This is a genomic window from Yoonia sp. I 8.24 (assembly GCF_022096995.1).
In the GTDB taxonomy this organism is placed as follows: Bacteria; Pseudomonadota; Alphaproteobacteria; order Rhodobacterales; family Rhodobacteraceae; genus Yoonia.
On the sequence record NZ_JACXGQ010000003.1, the window covers coordinates 481725 to 506201 of the forward strand.

Annotated in this window: 22 protein-coding genes and 2 tRNA genes; 14 read left to right on the top strand and 10 right to left on the bottom strand. The window is 54.3% G+C overall.

The window, feature by feature from the left end:
• Positions 1 to 10 precede the first annotated feature (10 nt).
• A complete protein-coding gene (locus Yoon_RS08120; protein WP_238111636.1) occupies positions 11 to 886 on the bottom strand; it encodes a LysR family transcriptional regulator in 876 nt (291 codons plus the stop codon).
• A 161-nt stretch (positions 887 to 1047) separates the two neighbouring features.
• Between Yoon_RS08120 and Yoon_RS08125 the strand changes: the two genes are divergently transcribed.
• The 3 genes from Yoon_RS08125 to Yoon_RS08135 are packed head-to-tail and all read left to right on the top strand — an operon-like array spanning position 1048 to position 5313.
• A complete protein-coding gene (locus Yoon_RS08125; protein ID WP_238111637.1) occupies positions 1048 to 2664 on the top strand; it encodes a GMC family oxidoreductase in 1617 nt (538 codons plus the stop codon).
• Positions 2664 to 3872, top strand: a complete 1209-nt coding sequence (locus Yoon_RS08130; RefSeq protein WP_238111730.1) for a mandelate racemase/muconate lactonizing enzyme family protein — start codon at positions 2664 to 2666, stop codon at positions 3870 to 3872. Before Yoon_RS08125 ends, Yoon_RS08130 begins: the two co-directional genes overlap by 1 nt.
• Positions 3873 to 3882: 10 nt before the next feature.
• A complete protein-coding gene (locus Yoon_RS08135) occupies positions 3883 to 5313 on the top strand; it encodes an aldehyde dehydrogenase family protein (protein WP_238111639.1) in 1431 nt (476 codons plus the stop codon).
• Positions 5314 to 5368: 55 nt separating this feature from the next.
• Here Yoon_RS08135 and Yoon_RS08140 read toward each other — a convergent pair whose 3' ends face one another.
• From Yoon_RS08140 to Yoon_RS08165, 6 genes are all read right to left on the bottom strand, one after another.
• On the bottom strand, positions 5369 to 6478 hold the full coding sequence (locus tag Yoon_RS08140; RefSeq protein ID WP_238111640.1) for a TauD/TfdA family dioxygenase: 1110 nt from the start codon (positions 6476 to 6478) through the stop codon (positions 5369 to 5371).
• A 29-nt stretch (positions 6479 to 6507) separates the two neighbouring features.
• Positions 6508 to 7251, bottom strand: a complete 744-nt coding sequence (locus Yoon_RS08145) for a class II aldolase and adducin N-terminal domain-containing protein (RefSeq protein WP_238111641.1) — start codon at positions 7249 to 7251, stop codon at positions 6508 to 6510.
• Between the two features lie 4 nt (positions 7252 to 7255).
• Positions 7256 to 8224 (bottom strand): NAD(P)-dependent oxidoreductase, encoded by a 969-nt coding sequence (locus Yoon_RS08150; RefSeq protein ID WP_238111642.1) that lies wholly within the window; start codon positions 8222 to 8224, stop codon positions 7256 to 7258.
• Between the two features lie 217 nt (positions 8225 to 8441).
• Entirely contained in the window at positions 8442 to 9200 is a 759-nt protein-coding gene (locus Yoon_RS08155) for a proteasome-type protease (protein WP_238111643.1), read from the bottom strand.
• Between the two features lie 100 nt (positions 9201 to 9300).
• A complete protein-coding gene (locus Yoon_RS08160; protein WP_238111644.1) occupies positions 9301 to 10239 on the bottom strand; it encodes an alpha-E domain-containing protein in 939 nt (312 codons plus the stop codon).
• Positions 10240 to 10264: 25 nt separating this feature from the next.
• Positions 10265 to 11683 (bottom strand): circularly permuted type 2 ATP-grasp protein, encoded by a 1419-nt coding sequence (locus tag Yoon_RS08165; protein WP_238111645.1) that lies wholly within the window; start codon positions 11681 to 11683, stop codon positions 10265 to 10267.
• Positions 11684 to 11823: 140 nt separating this feature from the next.
• Between Yoon_RS08165 and Yoon_RS08170 the strand changes: the two genes are divergently transcribed.
• Positions 11824 to 15192: a DUF2126 domain-containing protein gene (locus Yoon_RS08170; protein ID WP_238111646.1), complete on the top strand. Its 3369-nt coding sequence runs from the start codon at positions 11824 to 11826 to the stop codon at positions 15190 to 15192.
• Positions 15193 to 15225: 33 nt separating this feature from the next.
• Here Yoon_RS08170 and Yoon_RS08175 read toward each other — a convergent pair whose 3' ends face one another.
• On the bottom strand, positions 15226 to 16545 hold the full coding sequence (locus Yoon_RS08175) for an ATP-binding protein (RefSeq protein ID WP_238111648.1): 1320 nt from the start codon (positions 16543 to 16545) through the stop codon (positions 15226 to 15228).
• Between the two features lie 44 nt (positions 16546 to 16589).
• Here Yoon_RS08175 and Yoon_RS08180 point away from each other — a divergent pair, with 44 nt between their 5' ends.
• From Yoon_RS08180 to Yoon_RS08190, 3 genes are all read left to right on the top strand, one after another.
• On the top strand, positions 16590 to 17525 hold the full coding sequence (locus Yoon_RS08180; RefSeq protein ID WP_238111650.1) for an MBL fold metallo-hydrolase: 936 nt from the start codon (positions 16590 to 16592) through the stop codon (positions 17523 to 17525).
• Positions 17526 to 17585: 60 nt separating this feature from the next.
• Positions 17586 to 17660 (top strand) — tRNA-Asn (locus Yoon_RS08185).
• Positions 17661 to 17803: 143 nt separating this feature from the next.
• The gene (locus Yoon_RS08190) at positions 17804 to 18757 is read left to right on the top strand and encodes a hypothetical protein (protein ID WP_238111652.1); all 954 of its coding nucleotides are present in this window, start codon (positions 17804 to 17806) and stop codon (positions 18755 to 18757) included.
• Positions 18758 to 18900: 143 nt separating this feature from the next.
• Here the strand turns inward: Yoon_RS08190 and Yoon_RS08195 are convergent.
• Positions 18901 to 18990: transfer RNA gene (locus tag Yoon_RS08195), tRNA-Ser, on the bottom strand.
• A gap of 151 nt (positions 18991 to 19141) precedes the next feature.
• On the opposite strand from Yoon_RS08195, the gene Yoon_RS08200 reads away from it, so the two are divergent.
• Positions 19142 to 19546, top strand: coding sequence for a hypothetical protein (locus Yoon_RS08200; protein ID WP_238111654.1), 405 nt, complete (start codon positions 19142 to 19144; stop codon positions 19544 to 19546).
• A gap of 175 nt (positions 19547 to 19721) precedes the next feature.
• Positions 19722 to 20036, top strand: a complete 315-nt coding sequence (locus tag Yoon_RS08205) for a hypothetical protein (RefSeq protein ID WP_238111655.1) — start codon at positions 19722 to 19724, stop codon at positions 20034 to 20036.
• A gap of 110 nt (positions 20037 to 20146) precedes the next feature.
• Here Yoon_RS08205 and Yoon_RS08210 read toward each other — a convergent pair whose 3' ends face one another.
• Positions 20147 to 20491, bottom strand: coding sequence for a hypothetical protein (locus tag Yoon_RS08210; RefSeq protein WP_238111656.1), 345 nt, complete (start codon positions 20489 to 20491; stop codon positions 20147 to 20149).
• 187 nt (positions 20492 to 20678) lie between these two features.
• Between Yoon_RS08210 and Yoon_RS08215 the strand changes: the two genes are divergently transcribed.
• From Yoon_RS08215 to proB, 5 genes are all read left to right on the top strand, one after another.
• The gene (locus Yoon_RS08215) at positions 20679 to 21305 is read left to right on the top strand and encodes a 50S ribosomal protein L21 (protein ID WP_238111657.1); all 627 of its coding nucleotides are present in this window, start codon (positions 20679 to 20681) and stop codon (positions 21303 to 21305) included.
• A 12-nt stretch (positions 21306 to 21317) separates the two neighbouring features.
• Positions 21318 to 21587, top strand: coding sequence for a 50S ribosomal protein L27 (gene rpmA / locus Yoon_RS08220; protein WP_090197892.1), 270 nt, complete (start codon positions 21318 to 21320; stop codon positions 21585 to 21587).
• 126 nt (positions 21588 to 21713) lie between these two features.
• Positions 21714 to 22256 (top strand): GNAT family N-acetyltransferase, encoded by a 543-nt coding sequence (locus Yoon_RS08225; protein WP_238111658.1) that lies wholly within the window; start codon positions 21714 to 21716, stop codon positions 22254 to 22256.
• A gap of 73 nt (positions 22257 to 22329) precedes the next feature.
• A complete protein-coding gene (gene obgE, locus Yoon_RS08230) occupies positions 22330 to 23376 on the top strand; it encodes a GTPase ObgE (protein WP_238111659.1) in 1047 nt (348 codons plus the stop codon).
• A complete protein-coding gene (gene proB / locus Yoon_RS08235; RefSeq protein WP_238111660.1) occupies positions 23364 to 24470 on the top strand; it encodes a glutamate 5-kinase in 1107 nt (368 codons plus the stop codon). The genes obgE and proB overlap by 13 nt, the downstream gene beginning before the upstream one ends.
• Positions 24471 to 24477: the final 7 nt, after the last annotated feature.

Below are 24477 nucleotides of genomic sequence, written 5' to 3' on the forward strand. Positions count from 1 at the left end.
TCGGGTTTGTCTAGGCAATTATTGTCGCGAGCCATTCATGGAATTTCGCGATATGCGGTTGTTTCTTTGGGTCAGGCTGCGCGACGATGTAGAAATTATTGCGCGTTTCTAACGTTTGCCTGAATGGCTCGGCTAAGAGGCCGCGTTTGATATAGCGGCGCGAAAACATCGTGTTGACGATCGCGGCGCCGCGTCCGCTGGCGATCAATTCCAGTGCCACAACCGATGAATCGACCGGCATCCAAGCAGGCGGCGGCGGGCATTCAACGCCTAATTCTTCAAACATGAGCGTCCAGTCATTTTCCGACCCAATAATCGGGACGATATCCGCGTCTTTCATCAGTGTCGGATCACGTTGTAGGCGCGCGGCCTCTGTTGGATTACACACGAGAGAGGCCTGGCCATCGCCCAGCGACCAAATATTTGGTTCGGGCCAATTGCCACCGCCGTAGCGGATATCAACGTCAATTGTTGCATCATTCATTCGGTCCGACCAAACGGTCGTCGATAAGATGATATCGATTTCTGGGTGGAGCGCCCGGAACTCTGCAAGACGCGGTGCCAAAACCAGCACCCCAAAGGAAATCGATGCACGCACCCGTAGTGTCGTTTTGCGTTTAGGTTGAAAAAGCCCTTCTGTCGCGGTTTGCAGTTCTACAAATGATGCGCGGACCGGCTGCGCGTAAGCCTGCCCGATATCAGTCAGCTCGACGCCCTTCGGAAGCCTTTTGAATAGCTTCATTTCCAATGTTTCTTCCAGCAGTTTGATCTGCTGGCTTACCGCTGCTGGGGTGAGGTGTAGTTCGTCTGCGGCGGCTGCGAATGAACTATGCCGTGCGGCTGCCTCAAATGTGCGCAACCAAGTCACATGCGGAAGTCTTCTCATGGCGATGATTCCTGTCGATCCGTATGGGACGTTGCACGAATCTGGCTTACCCTTCAAGCCTTTGTGGTTAACGAAAACCACCCCTTAGGCGCAAAAGTGCTTGTTTGAAGTCATCGGTAAAATAACTGCAAATTAGCCCCCTAGAAACACGGGCTGACCCCATGAAACACTTGGAATTTGACTACGTTATCGTTGGTGCGGGATCTGCGGGTTGCGTTTTGGCCAATCGGCTAAGCGCTTGCGGCAAGCATACTGTCTTACTTTTAGAAAGTGGTGGCAGCGACGCCCGGTTTTGGGTCAAAGTTCCATTGGGCTATGCGATCAATGTGGCCAACCCAGCGGTGAATTGGGGGTACCAGACGGCCGCCGATCCGGGGCTGAATGGGCGCGCGATATCTTGGCCGCGCGGCAAGGTTATTGGCGGCTCTAGCTCCATCAACGCGATGACCTATATGCGTGGGTTGCCGACAGATTTCGACGATTGGGAGGCGGCAGGGGCGCGTGGTTGGGGGTGGGATGCAGTGCGTGCGGTATATGATGCCGCTGAAACCAACACGGACACGCTGGCTGTCGGGCGTCAGACCCGGGGAAATGGCCCAATTCATGTAACGGACCTGTCCGATCAGATGTCGCCGTTTTCGAAGGTATTTTTAGATGCCGCGGGTGATGCTGGCTATCCAGTCATTGCCGATTTGAATGCACCTGACGCAGACGGGATAAGCTATTACCGGAGCACCGTGCGCGATGGGTTTCGTTGGTCCTCTGCTGATGCGTTTTTGCGACCTGCGCGGCAGCGTCGGAATTTGCATATCAAGCGCCATGCCGAAGTTGATCGCTTGATCTTAGATGGGCGCGCCGTGACGGGGGTATCGTTGAAACGGCGTGGCGTGGCGCAAATTGCGAAAGCCCGCAAAGAGGTGATCTTATGCGCGGGTGCGATCAATTCGCCGAAATTGATGCAACGGTCTGGGCTCGGTCCGGCTGAGGTACTGCGCACGCATGGGATAGATGTTGTACGTGATTTGCCTTGGGTTGGGCGTGGTTTGCAGGACCATCTGGCCGTTTCATATCAGTTTCAGGCGAATACCCCGACGCTCAACAACGTACTTGGGCGCAGGATCGGGCGATTACGTGCTGGGCTGCAATATTTACTGACACGCAAGGGGCCGCTTGCGGTGCCAGTGAACCAAGTGGGTGGTTTCGTCCGCACTCACCCGGATAGTGCTGTGCCGGATGTGCAGCTTTACTTTAATCCCGTGTCCTATGGCCTATCCTCATCGGGCGATGTGACCGTGGATGCGACGCCAGGTTACCAAATTTCCGCGCAACCGTGCCGCCCGACAAGCTCGGGAACCGTTGAGATCGCATCGCCACATGCGCAAGACGCGCCGATCATTCAACCAAATTCGCTTGAAACTGACGACGACAAGGCGGCTGCAATTGCGGCGGGCAAAGTGCTTCAGGGGTTTGCGCGCACCGCAAGCCTGCGCGCGGTGACGACGCAGGCCAAGGCCCCAGATTTGATGCAACTGGATGATGCGGCTTTGTTGCAAGACTTTCAGAATCGCGCGTCCACAGTATATCATCCAACTTGTACCTGCCGGATGGGCCGCACCGCGCAAGATTCTGTTTTGGATGAAAAATTGCGTGTCCACGGCGTGTCTGGTTTACGTGTCGCAGATGCTTCGGCCTTTCCTAATATCACCTCAGGGAATACAAATGCCCCGACAATGATGCTGGCGCTGCGCGCCGCCGCACTGATCCTAGAGGACGCATGATGAAGCTCGAAAAACTGGAAACCTTTGTCGTGGGGAACCCACCGCCGCGCCATGGTGGGCGCTACTTTATCTTTGTCCGCCTGACCACCGCCTGCGGGATCACGGGCGTCGGAGAGATTTATAACGCGACATTCGGGCCGGATCTATGCTGTGCGATGGCCCGCGATATGTTTGGGCGCCATTTTGACGGGGCCGACCCCCATCATATTGAGAAACTGTTTCGCAAATCTTACGGGGCCGGTTTTACGCAGCGCCCCGATGTAACTGTAATGGGTGTCTTTAGCGGTCTGGAAATGGCGTGTTGGGACATCGTCGGCAAGGCTGCAGATAAACCTGTTTACGAGCTACTTGGCGGACGCGTGAATGATCGCTTGCGCAGCTATTCCTATATTTATCCTCCGTCCGGTGATGTCTATCCCGATCCATCAACGCCGAATGCCTACAATGACCCAGACATCGCGGCGCAGATCGCGGCTGATATGGTCGAGCAGGGGTTTACCGCGCTGAAATTTGACCCAGCGGGTCCATTTTCGATCTTTGATGGGCGGCAGCCTCGGCTGGAAGATATCACACTGAGCGTTGGCTTTTGTCGTGCGATCCGCGCGGCGGTTGGTGACCGCGCGGACCTGCTGTTTGGTACGCATGGGCAGTTTACGGTGTCTGGTGCCAAACGTATGGCGCGTGCGATTGAACCGTTTGATCCGCTGTGGTTCGAAGAACCGCTACCGCCGGAAAACCCCGCAGATATGGCGCAGGTCGCGGCATTCACATCTATTCCCGTCGCCGCTGGCGAACGGCTTTGCACCAAGCACGAATTCGCGCGCATGATCGAAACAAGTGCGGCCTCGATCCTGCAAATCAATTTGGGCCGGGTTGGGGGGCTTCTGGAAGCCAAGAAAATCGCATCGATGGCTGAAACGCGGTCGGTGCAAATTGCGCCGCATCTCTACTGTGGCCCCATCGTCGCCGCAGCGAATATCCAAATTGCGATATGCAGTCCGAACTTTTTGATTTTGGAAAGCATTGGCACATTTGATGGTCCCTACATGTCGGCCGTAAAAGGCGAAATTACGTGGGACAATGGTTACATTATTCCCCCAACGACCCCAGGTTTAGGGTTGGAACTCAACGATGAGGCAATCGCCGATATGCCCTATACGGGCGACGCGCTTCACCTCGAAATGGCACAACGACCGATTACTCACTAGGAGACGCAACATGCTGACACTGAATAAATTCTATATTGATGGCGCATGGGTGGACCCGGCGTCTGACGCAACAATGCCCATCATGAACCCCGCGACCGAAGCCCAAATCGGGACGGTATCAATGGGCAGTAGCGAAGATGTCGATCGCGCGGTGGCAGCAGCCAAACGTGCGTTTGAAACGTTTTCAATGACCACCAAGGACGAACGCCTCGCGCTGCTGAAAAAGCTGCGTGTCGCAACAGAAGCGCGGTTGGGCGATCTGGCAAAGGCGATGACCGCAGAAATGGGTGCGCCTGCGACGATGTCTTTGGGGGTGCAGGCCGACGCTGGCTTGGGTCACTTGGATCATTTTATTACGGCGCTTGAAACTTTGAACGAAGAAGAAATCTTGTACAATAGTGATATCATCAGCCATGAACCGATTGGTGTTTGCGGTCTGATCACGCCGTGGAACTGGCCGATTAACCAAATTGCGCTTAAGGTGGTGCCCGCTTTGGCGACTGGTGCGACGTGCGTGTTAAAACCGTCAGAGCACACGCCGATGTCAGCGCAAATCTATGCTGAAATCGTGGATGCGGCGGGTTATCCTGCCGGTGTTTTCAACCTCGTGCAGGGTGATGGGATGTCAGTTGGGTCTGCAATGTCGCGCCACCCTGATATTGACATGATGTCCTTTACCGGGTCGACCCGCGCGGGCACGGCTGTATCAAAGGATGCGGCTGACACCGTCAAACGCGTGACGCTCGAATTGGGTGGCAAGTCACCTAACCTTGTCTTCGCCGACGCTGATTTGGACAAGCGGATCAAAGAAAGTGTCGCAGGATGTTTTTATAACACGGGCCAATCATGCAACGCGCCCACCCGCCTTTTGGTGGAACGCAGCTGCTATGATGAGGTGCTCGAGATTGCGAAATCTGTCGCCTTGGCACAAGAAGTTGGCGATCCAACGCAAGAGGGCGATCACATCGGGCCTTTGTTCGACAAAATCCAATATGACCGGGTGCAGGCCATGATCCAAATGGGGATTGACGAAGGCGCACGGGTTTTGGTCGGTGGTCTTGGGCGTCCTGACGGGATCGAAAAAGGTTGGTTCGTGAAGCCTACGATTTTCTGTGATGTAGATCACGATATGCGGATTTCACGCGAAGAAATCTTTGGTCCGGTTTTGGTGATCACGGCGTTCGATACAGAACAGGACGCCATCCGCATGGCCAATGACACGGAATATGGATTGGCCGCATATGTGCAGACAAGTGACCCAGAGCGCGCTGCGCGTGTCGTGCGTCAACTGCGTGCGGGAACGATCCAGATCAACGGGCGCGGACCTGACTATGGATCACCTTTTGGTGGCTATAAACAGTCTGGCAATGGCCGCGAAGGTGGGATGCTTGGTCTAGAAGATTATCTTGAGGTAAAGGTGCGCCCGCCGTTCGTGGCGTAAATCGCTCAATCGGTTCAAAAAGATACGGCGCGGGGTTTGATCCCCGCGCCGTTTTTTATGCAGATTTTGATGCAATCCGGTAGGTGCTGCGCATCGCGGCGCGGTCGGTGTAGCACCCGCGTAGGTGACGGCTACCGCTATCGGCGACATAGCCTTCGCGCCCGTGGACGATCCGGTGGTTATCAAACACCACGCAATTTCCGGCCTCGGATTTGAATTTCAGCAAAAACCGGTCTTCTTGCATCATGCGGATGAACTTGATGAAGGCTGGGTAATAGCGATCAAGCAGGTCTTGGGGCAGGTCCATATTGTCCTGAAGATGCTGGGAAATAGTCACCCCGGTCACATTGCCGTCCTGATCAGTTTCGATCACGCGCTGGTGCGACCGGTAATCAATCTTATCGTGCCGATAAAAGAACGGGATCTTATGCGCGGCAAGCATTTCAAAGGCGTCTGGGTCTTCTTCTTTCAGCGCCATTGCCACGGCAACACCGTCTAAGAACAGTGAAAGGCCGCCGTCGACCGTATTCTCAAGGCAATGCAAGAACTGCACGCCAGGGGCCGCTTCTTCGCCGGGCAGGTCGGTGTGCATTTCAAGCGGACCCGCCGTAAAGGCAAGGTTTGTTGGCTCAATTTCAACGCGCACGTTAAAGAACAACCCTTCGCCAGAGGGGGTAACCGGGCCGATTGCCTTGACCAAATTGGGTAGGGATTCTTCGGTTGGCTCCATGTCGGAAACGATGGCGATACCGTCCTCGATCAGCGCGCGGGTCAATTTGGCGCGACCTGCCGCCGTGTTGATGACCTCTGCCTGAGGGATGCGGGGGATGTTGGGCAGATGGCCATTGTACCAAACTTTGCGTGGGATGGCTGCGACATCTTCGGCCCGGCCAGTTGTCGCAACACTTTCGAGCAATGATATAGGCACTTCGCTCGGGGTGTCTTCGGCATCCCAATTGATCGTGAGCACGTCGTCTTTGATCGACAGATCGGTCGCCTTAGGGGCCGTTGGCAGCTGCGATACGTCAAAAATACGTTCACGGGTTTGGGGATCAATACTGGTATTACTTGCATCACGTAGCCAGTAATAATTGAAGTATTTCGGTCCGTTAGACAGCGGTACGATGACCCCGTTGTCCTGCAATTCAAACTGCGTGTTCATCATAGTCTTGATCTCGTGATATAGGGGTGGGGTTAGTTGGTGTAGGTGTTTTTTTCGTCATCAAGGATGGCGCGAATTTCGGCCAAATGGGCCTCTGCTTGACCGGGGTAGGCATCCAATTCTTTTGCGGTTTTTTCGGCAATCTCATCGGAAAGGACGCGCAGTTTTTGCCCGGTCTGTAGCGCACGCACATAGGTTTCTGCGGCACGTTCAAAGTAATAAAGCCGGTTGAATGTATCTGCGACATCGCTGCCAACGATCAAGACACCATGGTTGCCCATAATCATGACCTTTTTCGCGGGATCAGACAGCATTCCAGCGCAGCGGATGCCTTCGGATTCGAAAGCCAAACCACCAAATTCCTGATCTATCACGTAGCGGTTATAGAACGTCGCTGTGTTTTGATCGATTGGGGGCAGGGTGCTGTCTGCCAAACAGGCCAAGACTGTCGACCAGATTGAATGGGTGTGCATGACGCAGCGCGCATGGGGGCATAAGCGGTGCAAAGATCCGTGCAGGCCCCAAGCAGTTGGGTCGGGCGCATTGGGCTGGTCCAGCACATTGGGGTCATTGGCGTCTAGCAAAAGTAGGTCAGATGCTTTGATACGCGCAAAATGTGCTTGGTTTGGGTTAATCAAGAACTGCGTGCCATCATCATTCACCGCGAGGCTAAAGTGATTGGCAACGCCTTCGTGCATATTTAGCCGGGCGGCCCAGCGGAATGTCGCGGCAAGGTCCGCGCGTTCATTCCAGTGATCCATGTTTTGCTGTGTCATCTGATTACTCCGCCAAAACTGGTTTGCTCAGGCCTGTTGGGATGACTTCGTAGCCTTGCTCTTCTGGTTCATCATCCGTCAGTTCCAAAGGGAAACCCGGCGCAGTCACATCTAAACCCGTCGCGTCTTCGAGGCGGCGAATAATGTTTGGGGACAGTTCGCGGTCGCCGTATTTCGCGATTCCATCGTCGAAAATTTGCACCATCAAAGGGCTGATTTCTAACGGAATATCAGCGTCTTCGGCCAGTTTTTGAAACAGGCCGATGTCCTTTTTCACCAAGTCCATCGTGAACGAAATATCGCGTGATCCGTTCAAAATAACCTGGCTTTCGGTTTCATGCACAAAGGACGTGCCAGAGCTGATCTTCATCGCCTCATAGGTCGTATTAAGGTCGATGCCTGCGGCTTTCATCGTGATCAGCGCCTCGCAGCAGGTTAGCAAATTTGCTGTGGCAAGGTAATTGGTCATGACTTTGAGGGTCGATGCAGACCCGATTTCGCCCGTGTGCAAAACCCGGCGTCCCAGCGTCGTTAGAATCGGCAACATCCGTTCAAATGTCGGCCGATCGCAACCTGCAAAGATCGAAATATTGCCTGTGTCGGCGCGGTGGCATCCGCCAGATACCGGGCACTCAATGGCTGATCCGCCTTTTTGTGCAACCAATTCCGCCAGACGTTTGACCTCTGACACTTCGGTCGTGGACATTTCCATCCAGATTTTCGTGTCATTTACTTCGGGCAACATTGCTTCGACAACCGTGGCGCAGGCCGCAGGTGACGGCAAACAGGTGATCACAGCATCGCATTCGCGCATGAGTTCCGCAGGGCTTTGCGCGGCTTTTGCGCCTTTTTCGACAAAATCAGCAACGAGATCAGGATTCAGGTCAAGAACCGTAAGATCAAACCCATTACGTAACAGGCTTCCGGCAAGCTTTCCGCCAACATTGCCTAGTCCCACAAATCCCATTTTCATCTAATCGTTCCTCGTTTGGTTTATTTCGCGCGTAACCAAAGGATTGCGTGATACGAGAAGCGATGTGAAGCAAAAGATTTGTACCCTTTGGGGTCGGTTTACTGGGGCCTGAACGCGGGTCGGCACCGAAGGGCAGCCCGCAGTATCTAGACATCAGCTAAAACCTGTCGGTAGCGGCGGCCAATGAACCAATGGCGCGATTGAGAGTTGTGATGACCTAAGACTGATTTTGGCTTTGGCCGGTATCAACGTTCAAATGCAGCATTTCGTCAAACGCTTTGCGTAGCGCTGCGGACCAGCCGACGGAAAGGCGTTGGAACTCTGGGTCATGCTCTTCAATGCGGCGATTTTGCGAAAATTGCAGCTTATCTGTCTCAAGCACCGAAAGATCCAAAGGCATGCCAACCGACAGGTTCGACCGCAATGTCGAATCCATCGACAACAGGGCAGCGGTAACGCTGACATCAAGCGGCGTTTCCGGAGTGACGATACGGTCCAAAATAGGTTTTCCGTATTTATGCTCACCGATCTGGAAATAGGGGGTTTCTGGCGTCGCCTCGATGAAATTGCCGGCCGTATAGACATGGAACAGACGCGGGGCACCGCCAGCACGCTGACCGCCGACAAGGATCGAGCTCATGGTGCTTTCGCCCGTTTGGGTCATGCCCGGTCCATAGCGGGTTTGTACAACCTGCATCGCGTCGCCAACAAGTTCAGCGATCCGAAACATCGAAGGCGCTGAAAGAATGGTTTCCAACCCGTTTTCGGGATGGTCGATATTTTCTTGCAATAGAGAGATCACCGCCTGCGTCACCGCAAGGTTGCCTGCCGTCATCAACGTGATGCAACGGTCACCTGGAACTTCCCAAGTGAACATCTTTTTGAACTTAGCAATATTATCGAGACCCGCGTTTGTGCGCGTGTCCGACAGAAAAACCATCCCGGCATCAAGTTTTATTGCGACGCAATAGGTCATCGTGTGCTCCAGTAGCAAAACTTCCAGAGCCGTTCTATGAGGCATCTGGGCAAGCGTCGCAAGTTGATCGGCGCAAACATACGCCGAAATGGAAAACTTTTTATGAAGCCTCCGCGACGGGAGGTGCTCCAAATCCAAAAGCATCCGCAGTCATTCCAGCCAAGCTGTTGGTTTCAAATATAAAACCCGTAAGCCATTCGTGCAATCCGCGGGTAAAGATATCTTCAAGCGAAAGTTGCGTAATTGCCCGACTTTGCGCCTTTATTTGGCCGAGCAGTGCTTGTTGTAAACCAGCATTCCCTTTCGTCAGCGCGCTCATTTCAACGTCCAGTTGGTCGAGTGCCGTACGCAATGATCGGGGGCTGTGTGCGTTCAAAACCAAGAGATCCACAACACCTTCCGCGTCCGGACTGCGCCCATAGACATGACGGAATGCAGTGGCAGAGTTTGCAGCGCGCAATATCTGCAGCCATTGTAAATAGTCGAAACCACCACCCACATCGGCAACTTTGGGCAACAGAACGTGGTATTTGACATCTAGCAGGCGGGCGGTCGCATCCGCCCGTTCAAACCATTTGCCAATCTGTACAAACCCATAGCGATCATCCCGCAGCATCGTACCAAGGATCGCGCCCACAATCAGCGAAGCACGCCCTTGAACCCAATCCAAAAACGCATTGAGATTTTTGCGATCAAATTCATTGTGCAGGTGTTGTTTCAATTCTGATTGCGTTTGGTTGATGGCTTCCCACACTTCTGACGTCAGCGAGGGACGCACAGCCTTTGCATTGTGTCGGGCAGCGAGAATGCACGAAACAATCGACGATGGGTTGGTTTCATCGCGCACAAGATGTTCGCGTACCGTTGTCGATGTCGCGGTTTCAGGCCTGCCTGGAAAGCGTTCAGAACAGCCCGAGGCGATCACGATCGAGGTCCATTCGCTCGATCCCGCTCCATCTTGACGCGGCAATGCATCCAGCCTGCGTCCTGCATCAAGCAGACGCGCGGTGTTATCCATGCGCTCTACATAGCGCGACATCCAAAAAAGCCCTTCTGCGGTCCGACTAAGCATGTGATGTCCGATCTGATAAAACCCATGTGTCTTTAACGCCGCCGCCTTGGCTTGAATTCACCACCAGCGATCCCTCTTGTAGGGCAACGCGGGTCAACCCGCTTGGTATAAGCGAGGTTTGATTGCCCGAAATCACAAATGGCCGCAGATCGACATGGCGCGGCGACATGCCGTCTGGGGTCAATATGGGCGAAGTGGATAGCGCCAACGTTGGTTGCGCAATATAATTGGTTGGGTTCGCGACCAGCTTTGCACGAAATTCTTCGACCTCTTCATGCGTAGCTGTCGGCCCGACGAGCATCCCGTAGCCGCCCGAACCGTGAACTTCTTTCACGACAAGCTCCGGTAGGTTTTCCAGCACATAGGCCAACTCATCCGGGCGTTCGCAACAATAGGTCGGGACGTTTTCGATGATTGGCTCTTCACCTAAATAAAATCGGATCATCTCGGGGACATAGGTGTAGACAGATTTATCATCGGCAATGCCAGTGCCGGGGGCGTTCACCATAGTGAGATTGCCCGCCTTCATCGCACGAATGATCCCAGGTACGCCTAATGTGCTGCCTTCAAAAAACACTTCGGGGTCCATAAAATCATCGTCAATCCGGCGGTAAAGCACATCCACACGTTCGGGACCGTTTGTTGTGCGCATATAGACGACATCGTCATCGACAAACAAATCCGACCCTTCCACCAATTCAATTCCCATCAGATCGGCAAGAAAGTAGTGTTCGTAATAGGCCGAATTATATTGTCCGGGCGTCAATAGCGCGAGCGTTGGCCGGCCGGGACAATTGGCTGGCGCGCAATCTTGCATCGCGGCCGCCAAAAGTTCGCCATAGCCATCCACGGGGCGCACGCGGCCACCCTCAAACAGATCAGGGAACATGCGATGCATGACTTCGCGGTTTTGCAGGACATAAGAAACGCCGGAAGGGGTGCGGCAATTATCTTCAAGCACATAAAATGTATCTTCTTCGGTGCGGACAATATCAACGCCGATGATATGCGACCAAATATCATTTGGCGGGCGGTAGCCATTCATCTGGCTAAGATAGGCCGGGTTGTTCAGGATCATCGCCTCGGGGATGATGCCTTCGCGGACAATGTTTCTGTCACCGTATACATCCGCAATAAAACAGTTCAGCGCTTTGGCGCGTTGGATTGATCCGCTTTCGACAATTGACCATTCCTTTTCGTTGAAAACGCGCGGCACCATATCAAATGGGATCAGTCGGTCAGGATCGGTGCCTTCGGTGTAGACGGCAAAGGTAATGCCGATGCGGCGAAAAAGCTCTTCGGCTTCGGCTTGGCGGTCAAGCAACGCCGTTGGCCCGTGTTTTTTTAACCACGCATCTATCACTGCGTATTCGTCACGCAGGCCCGATCCGCGAAACATCTCGTTATACATACTACTTCCTGACGTTTTTTTGTGCATTCGACCTTTGTTGTGGCGCTGAAACACCCCTAACTGTTTTCATCGTTCAGGAAATAGCATCTAATAATCGAAACCAAGCCCATTGCGGCCGTTATCGAGGAAATAGTTCGCCTATGTCTATAAAAGTGGCACTTTCACACAAAACAACCTACACTTATGATCGGTTGATTAACCTCGCACCGCATATTGTTCGGCTCAGACCCACCCCGCATGCCCGTACACCCATCGTCAGCTATAGTCTGACGGTTGAGCCAAAATCGCATTTTGTGAATTGGCAGCAAGATGCGTTTTCGAACTGGCAAGCGCGATTGGTGTTTCCCGAACCCACGCGCGAACTTTCAGTCACCGTTGATCTGGTTGCCGATATGGTGGCGATTAACCCATTTGACTTCTTCCTTGATGCCAGCGCCGATGAGGTTCCATTTTTATATGACAAAGCGCTCATTCGGGATTTGCGCCCTTATCTCAAAAAGATCGCGCGCGGTGATGCTTTTGAAGCGTTCGTCGCCAATGCCCCGCCGCAAACCGGCGAAACAAACAATTGGCTCGTCGCGGTCAATCAATATGTGGCCGATGCGATTGCCTATACCATCCGGATGGAGCCGGGCGTGCAGTCGCCGACGGAAACGATCAAAAAGGCGCTTGGGTCGTGCCGCGATAGCGCGTGGCTTTTGGTCGCCTTGTTTCGTCGTCTTGGCTATGCGGCCCGGTTTGTGTCAGGCTATCTGATCCAGCTCACGGCGGATCAAAAGCCAATTTCTGGCCCGTCAGGGCCTACCGAAGATTTCACCGATCTCCATGCCTGGGCAGAGATCTATCTGCCCGGTGCTGGTTGGGTCGGGATGGATCCGACCTCTGGCCTGTTTGCGGGCGAAGGGCATATTCCACTTGCTTGCACCCCAGAGCCCAGTTCGGCTGCCGCGATATCTGGCGCGCATGATCAGGCCGAGGTGACATTTGGGTTTGATATGTCTGTCCAGCGGATTGCGGAACCGCCGCGCGTAACGCGACCTTTGTCGCCTGATCAATGGTCGGAAATCGACAAAGCCGGCCAAACTATTGAGACAAAGCTAAACGCGCAAGATATGCGGCTAACCATGGGCGGCGAGCCGACGTTTATATCAGCCAATGATCGTGACGGGGCCGAATGGACAACCGATGCCGTTGGCCCGACCAAACAGCAACACGCAGATGAACTCTTGCGCCGCCTACACGAACGTTTTGCACCGCACGGGGTTTTGCACCACGGGCAGGGCAAGTGGTATCCCGGCGAAGCCTTACCACGCTGGGCCTATTCGATCATTTGGCGCGGTGATGGGCTACCACTTTGGTCTGATGTTGATCTGATCGCGAAAGAGGGCACAGGCACCGCGACAACAGAGACCGCCAGTGATTTTGCGGCAAAGCTCGCAGAGAATCTCGGGTTCGACGATGAATACGTCCATGAAATCTACGAAGACCCGCTACACTTCATGGGGACAGAGGCGCTGTTGCCTGAAAACGTAACAGCTGAAGATAGCGAACTGTCAGACCCACAAGAACGTGCACGGCTTATTCGGATGATGAATAATGGATTGGATGCGCCCTCTAGCTTTGCGATCCCCTTGCAGCTTGCGCAGGCCAAAGCATCTTCGCAGCGCCGTTTTAAATGGGCGTCTGAACGGTGGTCGACGCGACGCGGAAAGTTGTTTCTGACCCCGGGCGATAGCCCCGCGGGCCTGCGTTTGCCGCTGGCGACATTACGCAAAAATGAACGCGATAAAAAAGGGAAACGCAAACGCGTCGATAAACCCTTTGTCCGTGATCCGATGACGCGGCGTCCACCAACGCCCGCCCGTCAGGTGATGCAGGCCGCATCTGGCGGTGCGACCGGACCAGCCCAAGACTATGACGCAAATCACTGGCTGCGCGATGTTGGTAGTTCTGACGATTGGATCGCGGGCGGGCAGGTGTTTTGGGAAGAAGGCATGCCCATCCGCACTGCACTGACCGTCGAAGTGCGCGATGGCATTCTGCACGTCTTTATGCCGCCGACTGGATCGGCTGATGAATATCTTGATCTGGTGGAAGCCGCCGAAGAAACCGCCAAAGACATGGGTCTGACCGTGCGGATCGAAGGTTACGAGCCGCCGCGTGATCCGTCGATCAACGTCATTCGCGTCACCCCAGACCCCGGCGTGATCGAGATTAACATTCACCCGGCCAGCAATTGGAACGGGCTGCGCGACATCACCGAAGCGCTGTATGAAGAAGCGCGCCAATGCGAATTGGACAGTTTTACCTTTATGGTTGATGGCCGCTTGACCGGATCTGGCGGTGGCAATCACATCGTTGTGGGCGGGCAGACACCGGGCGATAGCCCGTTTTTACGGCGTCCTGATCTTGCCGCATCGGTGGTGCGCTATTGGCAGCGCCACCCGTCACTCTCTTATCTGTTTTCGGGCACATTTATTGGCCCCACATCGCAGGCGCCGCGCTTTGACGAAGGGCGTTCCGGCAATGTGTATGAGATGGAAATCGCGCTGGCTGAATTGCAACGGATGCAAGACAGCGGGCAGGGGTTTCCGTGGTTGTCGGACCGAATTTTGCGGCATCTGCTAACCGATCTGACGGGCAACACCCACCGTGCTGAAATCTGCATCGACAAAATGTTCTCGCCCGATAGCCCAACGGGTCGATTGGGGCTGGTGGAGTTCCGCGGGTTCGAAATGCCGCCGCATTGGCAAATGTCGATGGCGCAGGGGCTGATCATCCGCGCGCTTTTGGCGTGGTTCTGGGACACACCTTATACAGAACCCCTGATTGATTGGGACAGTGATCTGCATGATAAACATCTGCTGCCACATCATGTGTGGGATGATTTCCAAGAGGTGCTTGCCGATCTGACGCAAACCCATGGGTTCGAGTTCCGCCCTGATTGGTATGATGCTCAATTCGAATTCCGCTTCCCCGAAGTTGGCACCACCGAGGTCGAAGGGCTGACGCTCAGCCTACGCAATGCTATTGAGCCTTGGCTGGTCTTGGGCGAAGAAAGCAGTGCCGGCGGGACGTCGCGCTATGTCGATAGCTCGCTTGAGCGGGTTGAGATTACTGTCGCGGGCGCTTGGTCCGATCGCTATATTTTGACCTGCAATCAGGTTGAAATTCCGCTGCGTGAATATGGCGCTGACCTGCGGGGGACGGGGATACGGTTCCGCAGTTGGCAACCATGGTCATCGCTGCATCCGACTATTCCGGCCCATGCACCGCTTGTGTTTGATCTTTATGATAAAACGATTGGGCGCTCTGTTGGCGGGCTGACCTATCACGTCGCGCACCAAGGTGGGCGGGCGCATGAAACCCGTCCCGTGAATGAGCTCGAGGCCGAAGGCCGCCGCCGTGTGCGTTTCGTGCCCGGACAGCACACGCCAGAACGTTTCACGCCGATCCGCCCGCGCGAGAACACGCATCAGTTTTGGACGTTGGATCTGCGGTTTACCTGACTTTGGGGGCCGTGGAAGCGGCCCCATACCCCGCTACCGTCCGATAACCAATTCGGCCTTTAATCCGCCAAGGTTTTCACAACGGCTTAGCCGCAGGACACCGCCATGGGTGCGTGCAATATCAGCAACAATCGAGAGGCCCAAACCAACGCCGCTACCTTTGTCTTGATTGCGGGCAGGGTCCAGCCGGACAAAGGGGCTCATCGCGTTGTCATATTGTTCAGGCGGAATGCCGGGGCCATCATCAGCGACCCAAAACCGGACTGCGCGATCTGTGACGCTCACGCCGATTTGTGCGCGATCGCCATAGCGCAGGGCGTTGCCCACAAGATTATCCAAGGCGCGCCGGATTGCGGTCGGGCGCAGCGGAACGGGGATATCGCCACCTTCAATGCGATCAAGCGTAAGCGCATCGCCCATGCGTTTGTGACTGGCAAGCACACCGCGGACGAGGTCACCAGGTGCCGTGGGCGCAATTTCGTCACTTGCATCACTGCGCGCAAAGTCCAAAAATGCGTCCAATAGGCGCTGCATCTCGTCGACATCTTCAATCAGCGGTGCGGCTTCTTCTTCGTCTAAGAACGATAATCCTAGCCGCATCCGGGTTAGGGGGGTCCGCAAATCATGGCTGACCCCCGAAAGCATCAAGGTCCGGCTTTGGATTTGGCGCTCAAGCCGGTTACGCATATCCAAAAACGCCATTCCTGCCGCGCGGACTTCGACCGCGCCAGTTGGGGTGAAATTGGTGATCCGTCCGCGCCCATAATCTGTCGCGGCTTCGGCCATGCGTTTGATCGGGCGGAGCTGGTTGCGCAGAAAGATAAAGGCAATCGCCGTCATAAATGCGCCCATCACAACCATAATGACCAGCAGTTGGTGCGGGTTTGAGGCAGACACCCGCCGCCTGCTAAATTCAAAGCGCAACGGCCCGTGCCGCGTTTCAATCCATGTGACCACGACGCGCCGATCTGCCAGTGATACCGCCAAAATCGGATCAATCCGGTTCCGCAGTGTCGCGATGACCGAACTTCCGGTGAGATCAACAAGGGGTATTTGATCCGTTGCGGGGATGTCATCGGCCGAAAACACGGGGGTAATTTGCAGGGCCGTACCAATTCTGTCAGCGACTTCGCGCGCCGCATCTATATCGGGCGCGGCATTCACACTGTCGATCATATAGCCGAGATCGATGATTTCAGCGCTTGTCATCAACTGTGTTACGCCTTCAAAGTGGCGTTGAATGAAGACGACGGAAATCAATAATTGCAGCAGCAAAACTGGCAAAATCAAGATCAGGGCAGCGCGCGCATAGATGCCGCGCGGCATATAGGTTTTGAGCCAACGGAAAAACATGGGGCAAGGGTACTGTTCTCAACCTTAAACGGAAAGCGCAGAATATGACGGATCGCGAAAAACTGCCGCCTGTTGGCGTCGCCGAACAGCTGCGACCGGGTCTGCAACGGGTACTCGCGCCCAATGCTACGCCGATGACCTATTGGGGCACAAATACATATATTCTGGGCGAAAACGACGTCGTTGTGATTGATCCCGGCCCCGATGATCCGGCACATCTGAACGCGTTATTACGGGCGTTGGATGGCCGCAGGGTCGCACACATCTTGGTTACGCACAGCCATATAGATCACTCTGGGCTTTGCACGGCGCTGACCCAAAAAACGGGGGCGCCGGTCGCAGGGTTCGGCGATAGTGAGGCCGGGCGCAGCGATATCATGATCGCGCTACTTGCCGAAGGGATGAAGCACGGCGGGGAAGGGGTGGACCACAGATACCAACCCGATGTCTGTCTGGATGACGGTGCCAAGATCAACGGCCCATGGGGCGAGATCACAGCAATCCACACGCCGGGCCATATGGCGAACCACCTTTGCTTTGCATGGGGCGGTGACCTATTCACGGGTGATCATATCATGGGCTGGTCGACATCGCTGATCTCTCCACCTGATGGGGATTTGACAGCATTCATGCAGTCATGTCGCAAGCTGCAAGATATCCCTGCAGTGCGATATTTTCCGGGCCACGGAGCGGCAGTGACCCAACCGGAAGAACGGCTCGCGTGGCTCATGGCTCACCGCAAGGACCGAGAAGCGCAAATTCTCTCCGCGCTAGGGCAGGGCCTGCTCACGGTTCCGGCACTGACAGAATCGATCTACAGCGATCTTGCGCCGGGGCTACTGCCCGCCGCACAACGAAATGTCTTCGCACATCTCATTGATCTCTGTCAGCGGCATGTCGTTTTGACGGCTCCAAACCTCGGATTTGACGCAAAATTTCAGATAAATGACGCGGCTGAAGAGGCCGTGACAGGAATGTAAAAAAAACGCACAAAGCCTCTGGACGCCGGGAATACGCATTGCTATACGGCCCGCAGATGTTCCGACGTAGCTCAGTGGTAGAGCAGTTGACTGTTAATCAATTGGTCGTAGGTTCGACCCCTACCGTCGGAGCCAAAGAATTCAAGGGCTTAGTGAATTTCACTAGGCCCTTTTATTTTGTCGTTCGTCGTTTATAGATAGGGGCAAGCTCACACGTTTTGCGCGATATTGTATGGGCTAAATGACTATGCAGTTGAAGCTATCGTAGAGTCGATGAAATGGACCTTACCTTTGACAGTGTGCTGCGCGCGTTCGAAATCACCGGGAGCGCAGCCAAAGGTTTCGACAATCACGTATTCACATGTCAGGCTTACGACCCGACTTTGGACGCGATAACGCAATTCGCGCGGCTCATTGATGCAAACGAACAACCGCCGCGTATTCGTTCGGTGATCATCCAAGGCGACACCACCACCATTGGAAGCGGCGAAGATCCTCGGCCATTCTTTTGGCACGGAAGCGCTTGTATTTGTTCACAAGTCTTTAGCCCTGATCACGGCTATATTAATCGGATTTACGTTTCAAATACAGACAAATGGATCGTTTTGATCCCACCAAAGGGGGTGAACCCCGGCAAAAATTGGGCCCCCTTCGTACGCGATGAGGAACTATATTTTGTGCATGAATACGCGCCTTTTCGCGTTCTCAAGGCGCGGTTTGTTTCTCCGCATGATGGGTTTCTTTTGCTTGATATTGTCGCTGAACACGCTGTCACAACGCCAACCTCGGGTGATGGGTATTCTCAGTTTCGTGGCGGGACAAATGCGCTTCAAATTGGTAACAAAATTGTGGGAATTGGGCACACCAACGAATGGCGCGGGAGCACCAAAGAAAGTATCGTTCACCGTCCGTTTCTTTTTGTCTATCAGCCTGAAATACGGGTCGATTACTATGCTTTTGATTTCGATTTTCCCAAAAGATTCAAGATTATCGACCCAACTTCATTCTATGAGCGTGACGGGGCGCTATACTTAGTGACATGTGAAACGGAAACCGTCTGGAGCACAGTCCCGCAGAATGGACGATCCTGCCTCTACCTTGTCGATATTGAAAATATTTTAGATAAAGATGGCATAGGCTCTCGAGGCAGGCGGCTTCATGGGTGGGCACATGGTGAAGCGCCTCAAAAACAAAGGTTTTTAGGTGCGTGGCGTCGACCTAAAGCCTCATAAGTATCTGACGGTTCCAGCCGAAGAATTTATTATCGGAGATTTGCGAAATCCTTTGGTCGTCGCCTCGGCGCGGGCAGGGAATAGCGTTCACAGTGGACTGCCTAAATATGGCCGCGGCTAGCCGAAAATAGCAATCGCGGTCGCGGTGAAGAGACGGGGATTCGAACTCTGGGTGGGTTTGTACCCACAACGGTTTTCGAGAACGCCCCGTTCGACCACTCCGGCACCTCACCTTGACGGCGTCAGCTAATAGGACCGTATCCGCCGCGCAAGAGAAATTCCCGTGGTTTTCGCGGGTTAGGTGGGTTTTCTAACGCGTGCAGTCTTGGCATTCGCACAATTGGGTTTATGCTGCGCTGCAACTGAATATCGAAGGAATTGACCATGTCACCCATTAAATTTGTCGTTCTTACATGTGGTTTTTTGGCTGCTTGCGATCAAACCCCACCGATTGTGGTCGAAGACAATCTGCCGCTTGACGATCCGCGTCAGCAGGCGCTCGTGATGAGCGAATGTGCGATTTACTATGCTGCCGTTTCCAAGCTTGAGGCGGATGGCCTGTCCGCCAACGGTAACCCGACCAAAGATTGCCCCGTAGAAGCCCGCGCGCGTGCCGCAGATATCAACCCGATGGTCAGCGTCCCATCTGTGACGCCGGGCTACCCCGAAACACTATACCAGCGAATGATCGCACGCGGCATTCCTGCGGATATGGCGGCAGACATCGCGAAATCCAAAGCCTTCTGGGACCTCGTCGCCCAACGCGATTCCGCCTACGCGAATTTTTAGGTTTTTTTGGGGGGGTGATGATTGTTGTCACCCGATCGGTCTCACTATCACCGCGAACTCACTAAAATCTTAGACGTCTGCTATGCGGACGAAGCTGATCTTGGCTTCGCCCCATTCCCACCTCAATTTCACGCTAAAAATTGAAGTTCGCTCCATTAAACCGAGGACGCCGCTAATGGTAGAAATACTTGAACTTGTCGTGACGTTCTTGGCGATCTGGATTTATGGCACGGAAGAAAATCCAAGGCATCCATTCTGGAGGAATAGCGTGAGATTCATCTCATTTTCAGGCATTTTGATCTCCACGGCAGGTTTTCTAGGCTTGTTCGGTAGCTTCGAGTTTCCTTTTGTCATCACAGTCATCTGGGCGCTTTGCTCTCTTATTGTCATTTCTGCTGAGTATTATGTGGGGTCAAAGAAGCTATGCTTGGCAGCATTTGTTGCGTATCCAATTTGGTTGGCGATAGCGATTGCTACGGAAGTTACCTAGAGACACTTCGGGCTCAGTGCGGACTTTCGCTGCTTGGCTGAGAACTTTGGAAGTTGGGTGCAAACCTGATTTCTGGGCGGCAACTTTGTTGGGGCACGATTCTGAACGGATTATGAGTAGACCATCAACGCCGTGATCAACGCTTCGGGGCTGGTCTGATAAAGCGCTTGATCGCTGCGCAGTTGGATCAGCCGGGCAGGGCGGTCCTCGGTCGGGATGCTTGCGATGTCCATTGCCTGCGCAATGTGATCACCGCCGCCATTTGTGATATCCGCCATGATTGCTGTGTGGTTGGATTTCACATAGACTTCAACCTGACCCCGGCGCTGATTATAGGTGGCATTGCTGATCCCCGTGCTGACTGCTGAAAACGGAAGCAGCAGCGGATTGCCAATGTGATTTGCCTCTGTGCTACAACCGCACAGAATGGTAAGGACGATCAGAGTGCGTTTCATCGTGTTTTCGCCCGTTCTATGGGTTGACTTATAAGGGTATTGGTCAGATAAGCCGCCATCCGTACAAGTGTTTTGTGCGGGCATAAGTAAAATTACGCCCATTGGGCGCGCTGTTTACAGGCGGCTTTAGCCACTAACGCCGGATCAATCCGGGGCCTCAGAGACGCGAAAAACGAAGGAAGATCATATGTTTGCGGTTTTGAAAACCGGCGGCAAGCAGTACAAAGTCGCTTCTGGCGACGTGCTCCGCGTAGAAAAGCTGGCAGCTGCTGCTGGCGAAACAGTTCAATTCAACGAGATTCTGATGGTTGGCGCCACTGTTGGCGCGCCTTTGGTTGCAGATGCTGGCGTTCAAGCCGAAGTCATCGACCAAATCAAAGGTCCAAAGACAATCAATTTCGTTAAACGTCGTCGTAAGCACTCTTCGGCACGTAAAAAAGGCCACCGTCAGCAACTGACATTGGTGCGCATCGGCGATATCCTTGAAAAAGGCGCAGACGCATCTGGTGTTAAAGCTGCTGTAAACGGCGCGGCCCCCGTTGCTGCTGCACCTGCTGCAAAAAAAGCGGCCCCAAAGAAAGCTGCGGCACCTAAGGCAGCCCCAGCGGCAGCCGGTTCTGACGATTTGAAACAATTGTCCGGTGTTGGCCCCGCACTTGAGAAAAAATTGCACGCGGCTGATGTGACAACATTCGCACAGATCGCAGCATGGACACCCGAAGATGTAGCGGCGATGGACGAAAAACTGTCCTTCAAAGGCCGCATCGAACGTGAAGGCTGGATCGCGCAAGCGGTTGAGCTGGCAAAAGGCTAAGGAGAGACACCAATGGCACATAAAAAAGCAGGCGGTTCATCCCGTAACGGGCGCGACTCAGCTGGTCGTCGCCTTGGCGTGAAAAAATTCGGTGGCGAAGTTGTCATTCCTGGCAACATCATCATGCGTCAGCGCGGCACAAAGATGTGGCCGGGCATGGGCGTTGGCATGGGCAAAGATCACACAATCTTTGCAACCGTCGAAGGCAACGTACAGTTCCACAAAGGCCTGAAGGGCCGTACCTTTATTTCGGTTCTTCCCGTGGCGGAGGCCGCTGAATAAGCCGATTACCTCAGGTATCAAATTTTAGGGGATCGGCGAGAGCCGGTCCCCTTTTTCGTTCATACTCTTGCCACTATATCAATTTAGACGTGCTGGAGATGGTCGTGTTTTCGAGGAGGGAAAACAGTGATTCACGAAGAGATTACAGTTCAAGAGACAATAACCGCCGCGCGTTTCGTGCTGCGCCCTTGTCGTAAATCTGATGCCGGATTGATCGCGATGTATGCCGATGACGAACGCGTCGCGCGTGGCACACGCAGCATTCCGCATCCGCTGCCCCCCGGTACGATCGAAGCAATGATCGACCGGGCAGGCGCCGCTGACCGGACCGAAGATATCTGGGTCATTGACGGATCTGCGCAGGGCCATGCCGAGGCCTTGGGCCTGATCAGTCTTGAACGAATGGATCGCAATCAATCTGAAATCTTCTATTGGATTGCGCCGGCCTTTTGGAACACCGGGCTGGCCTCCGAGGCCGTACGTGCGCTGATCACGGCCAACCCGCATCAATCGGAAACCATTTTCGCCGAAGCATTTCAGGACAACCCCGGATCAGCGCGGGTCTTGACCAATTGTGGGTTTGATTATTTGGGCGATGCAGAGGCATTTTCCGTTGCGCGCAACGCAACTGTGCCAACTTGGACTTACACGCTGAAAACGGGCGCATAGCGTGGCGCGCGTCTTGAGGTGGCGCGCGCAATAGACTATCGCCACATCTGAATAGCGCGGAAAGCAAAAACTCATGAAATTTCTTGATCTCGCCAAGGTCTATATTCGGTCAGGTGCCGGTGGCGGCGGCTGTATTTCTTTTCGGCGCGAAAAGTTCATCGAATATGGCGGCCCCGATGGTGGCGACGGTGGCTGTGGCGGCGATGTCATTGTTGAAGTCGTTGATGGCCTGAATACATTGATCGATTTTCGCTATCAGCAGCACTTCTTTGCGGGCAACGGCCAGCACGGAATGGGTAGCCAGCGTACGGGCAAAGATGGTGAGGACAAAATCCTTCGTGTTCCGGTTGGCACAGAGATTATCGACGAAGACGAAGAAACTGTCATTGCCGATCTGACCGAAGTCGGCCAACGGATTGTGATCGCTAAGGGCGGCAATGGCGGCTGGGGTAACTTGCATTTCAAATCTGCCACGAACCAAGCACCGCGTCGGTCTAACCCCGGCCAAGAATGCATAGAACGCACGATTTGGTTGCGGCTCAAGCTTATTGCGGATGTGGGTCTTTTGGGCATGCCGAACGCTGGCAAATCCACATTTCTAGCGGCGACGTCCAATGCCCGACCCAAAGTCGCAGATTACCCGTTTACCACGTTGATCCCCAACCTTGGTGTTGTTGGTATTGATGAGGTCGAATTTGTTGTCGCGGATATTCCGGGGCTGATTGCTGGCGCGTCTGAGGGGCGCGGCCTTGGCGATACATTCCTGAGCCACGTTGAACGCTGTGCGGTTTTGCTGCACCTGATTGATGGCACCTCTGGCGATCCTGCGGGCGATCTGACCACGATCATTGGCGAACTCGAAGCCTATGGCGGAGAGATGGCGGCAAAGCCCCGGATTACCGTCTTGAACAAAATCGACGCGCTTGATGAAGAAGAACGCGTGTTCTTACGCGACGAAATTGCGGCGGTTGCACAGGGCCCCGTGCTGATGATGTCTGGCGTTAGTCAAGAAGGCATCCCTGATGTGCTGCGGGCATTGCGGGCAGAGATTGACGACAATCGCCTGCGTCACCGTAAAGCTGCGGAGGAAGCGGTGGAGGATGCACCGTGGCAGCCTTAACCGACGCTAAAAGACTAGTTGTAAAGATTGGGTCGGCCCTGCTCGTTGATGCGGACACGGGGTCATTGCGCCAATCGTGGCTCACGTCATTGGCTGCAGACGTCGCGCGCATCCGTGCGCGTGGGACTGATGTTGTCCTCGTGTCGTCAGGATCCATTGCTCTCGGACGCGGTGTGCTGGGTCTACCGCAAACCGCGCTTCCACTTGAACAATCGCAGGCGGCAGCGGCGGTTGGCCAAATCCGTCTGGCGCGCGCTTACGAACAAGCGCTCGCAGAGCACATGATTATCGCCGGTCAAGTGCTTGTTACACTTGAAGATTCGCATGATCGCCGCCGCTATTTGAACAGTCGTGCCACGATGGAAACTATGCTGTCATTGGGTGTGACACCCATCGTGAATGAGAATGACACCATCGCGACGGATGAAATTCGTTACGGCGATAATGATCGGCTTGCAGCGCAGGTCGCGGTGACAATTGGTGCAGATCAATTGATCCTTTTGTCGGATGTTGATGGGCTTTATACTGCCAATCCACGCGTCAGCAGGGACGCAAAACATATTGATATAGTTGACAAAATAACACCAAAAATCGAGGCGATGGCTGGCGATGTTGGGTCTGGCCTGTCCAAAGGTGGGATGATCACAAAAATCATGGCCGCCCGCATGGCGACAGAGGCGGGCTGTGCGATGGCGATCGCACTTGGCACTGAAAACAGCCCGTTGGCCGCATTGGAATCTGGTGCGCGCACCACATGGTTCGCCGCGCAGACAGACCCGCAAGCCGCACGTAAACGCTGGATAGCATCAATGAAGCCATCAGGATCGGTGACGATTGATGCTGGGGCGAAATCCGCGCTGATCTGCGGTAAAAGCCTGCTTCCTGCCGGAATTTGTGGTGTCACTGGTCAGTTTGGCCGGGGCGATGTCATTGCAATCATGGATGCACATGGCACCCAGCTTGGGCAGGGGCTGACCCGTTATACGGCGGCTGAAACACGTTTGATTATGGGACGCAGGTCCGACGAAATGACCGCAGTGTTGGGCTATGAAGGCCGCGCTGCATTAGTACACCGCGATGATATGGTGCTTTGAGAGGCCA